Source organism: Catenibacterium sp. (genome assembly GCF_052354645.1).
GTDB classification, from domain to species: domain Bacteria; phylum Bacillota_I; class Bacilli_A; order Erysipelotrichales; family Coprobacillaceae; genus Catenibacterium; species Catenibacterium mitsuoka_A.
This window is the reverse complement of the sequence record NZ_DAWDDM010000284.1, coordinates 1-2,531: the sequence shown is the minus strand read 5'-3', so window position 1 is coordinate 2,531 and position 2,531 is coordinate 1. Positions and strand designations below refer to the sequence as shown.

General features: G+C 33.7%; 2 protein-coding genes. Both read left to right on the top strand.

Annotated features, from left to right (window positions below; genetic code table 11):
* Positions 1–380 precede the first annotated feature (380 nt).
* Entirely contained in the window at positions 381–1,499 is a 1,119-nt protein-coding gene (locus ACT8VG_RS10010; protein ID WP_331874069.1) for an aldo/keto reductase, read from the top strand.
* A 58-nt stretch (positions 1,500–1,557) separates the two neighbouring features.
* Positions 1,558–2,343, top strand: coding sequence for a Cof-type HAD-IIB family hydrolase (locus ACT8VG_RS10005; protein WP_440247749.1), 786 nt, complete (start codon positions 1,558–1,560; stop codon positions 2,341–2,343).
* Positions 2,344–2,531: the final 188 nt, after the last annotated feature.

Below are 2,531 nucleotides of genomic sequence, written 5' to 3'. Positions count from 1 at the left end.
TTCTGCCAGGGGCTTTGAGTTTCGGTTTTGCAGTGGACGCTCCAAGCGACGGTGGTCGAATGATAGTAATTGGGATGAGATTTGGTGCAATACCAGACTTTATCCCATTTTTTGTAAACAGGTTAGAGACATTGGTTGACAAATTGTTGAGTATGACAAATGAATGAGAAAATCGACATGAAAGAGGGCTGTTAATGGCTCTCTTTTCTTTTTGCGGCTGTGAAATGGCTAGATAATAACATTATATACATTGTATATTAAGTACAAATATTGTATTTCTGCATGATGGAACTTTATTACTATCTTGAGCGTTACAGCTCTTTTTTTCTTGCCCTTAAACCTTACTTTAGGGTTAAAATGAATGTATGGAGGATATGTATATGAAGAAATTAGGATTTGGTTTAATGCGTCTACCATTACTCGATCAAAATGATGCAGGCAGTATCGATATTGAAGAAACTAAAAGAATGGTGGATACATTTCTAGAAAAAGGATTTACTTATTTTGATACAGCCTGGATGTATTGTGCCTTTAAGAGTGAGGAAGCGACTAAGACAGCTTTAGTAGAAAGACATCCAAGAGATTCATTTACACTAGCTGATAAGCTTCATGCAGGTTTTATTGAAACAAAAGAAGATAGAGATAGAATCTTCAATGAACAGTTAAGAAAAACAGGTGCAGAATACTTTGATTATTATCTCTTACATGATGTGGGAACAGATCATTATAAGAAATATACAGAGTTAGACTGTTTCACATGGTTGAAAGATAAGAAAGAAAAAGGATTAGTAAAACATATTGGTTTCTCTTTCCATGACAATGCAGACTTATTAGAACGTGTCTTATCTGAACATCCAGAAGTAGAATTTGTACAGCTTCAGTTGAATTATCTAGATTGGGAAAGTGAAGGTGTACAGTCACGTAAATGTTATGAAACTGCAGTGAGACATCATGTTCCTGTATTTGTAATGGAACCAGTGAAGGGTGGTACACTTGCCAATGTACCTGATGAAGTAGAAGAGACATTCAAGTCTTATCATCCAGATATGTCTATTCCATCTTGGGCGATTCGTTTTGCAGCAAGTTTAGATAATGTCCAGGTTGTCTTATCTGGTATGAGTAATATGGAACAGCTATTAGATAATACAGGTTATATGGAAGACTTTAAGCCTTTAAATGAGGAAGAACAGACACTGATTAAGAAGGCTGTTGATATTATTAATAGTAGTATTGAAATTCTTTGTACTGGCTGTTCTTATTGTACAGAAGGTTGTCCAATGCATATTGCGATTCCTAAATACTTCTCACTCTATAATGCTGATAAACAGGAAGTAGCGACTAAATCATGGAGACCTCAGGGAGAATACTATACACGTTTAACACATACATTTGGTAAAGCAAGTGAATGTATTGGATGTGGGCAGTGTGAAGCTGCATGTCCACAGCATCTTCCAATTATTGAGAACTTGCAAAAAGTCGCAGAATACTTTGAAAAATAACTTTTTCTTAAACATCATGGTAAAATAGTATCATGATGTTTTTTTATGGGAGGAAATTATGAAGACACTCTATGTAACAGATCTAGATGGGACATTACTTGAACCTGATAAATCGATTAAACCAGAAAACTTAAAACTCATTAATCAGCTCATAGAAGAAGATGTAAATATCACCTATGCGACTGCACGTTCTCTTATTACCGCAAAACAGGTAATAGGTGATATAAACTTTAAGCTTCCTATAATTGTCCAGAATGGGACATTTATATTATCACCTAAAGGAGATATGATCCTAGGAAACTATTTAGGAGATTCTATACTAGACACTGTAAAGGATTATGATATCTCACCTATTGTATATTCTCAAATAGGAAAGAATAACTACTTCTCTTATATTAAGGATAAGATGAGTGCGGGAGTAAAAGCTTTTGTGGATGATCATTTAGATGATCCTAGAAATCATCCTGTGAATACTTATAAAGATCTCTATGAGGGGGATATATTCTATTTATTATTGATAGATGATTATGATAAATTAAAGCCTCTCTATGATTTGTTTAAGGAAGACTATTATGCTGTCTTTGATCAAGAAATGTATTCACATGACTGGTGGTTAGAAGTGATGTCACCTGATGCTTCTAAAGCCAATGCGATTAAATACTTAAAACAGAAACTACAATGTGATGAAGTGGTTGTATTTGGGGATGGAAAGAATGATATAGAAATGTTTGAAGAAGCTGATTATAGCTGCGCTGTAGAAAATGCAGCTCCTGAACTCATCAAATGCGCGGATGAAGTCATTCATATAAGTGTGCCTCAGTATATAAATCAAAGAAAAAAATAAATTGTTTTTTTAAATTTTTTTTAAAGTTTAAAAAATGGCTTAAATATCGCAAAAAGTAAAGATATGCATTGTATTTTTTAAACTGTAAGCACCTTTGTAACATTGACTAATGTAAGCGTTTATGATAAAATTTTCACTAGATGAAAAGTTAGTCATCAAAGGTATTGTATAGGAGGAAATATAATATG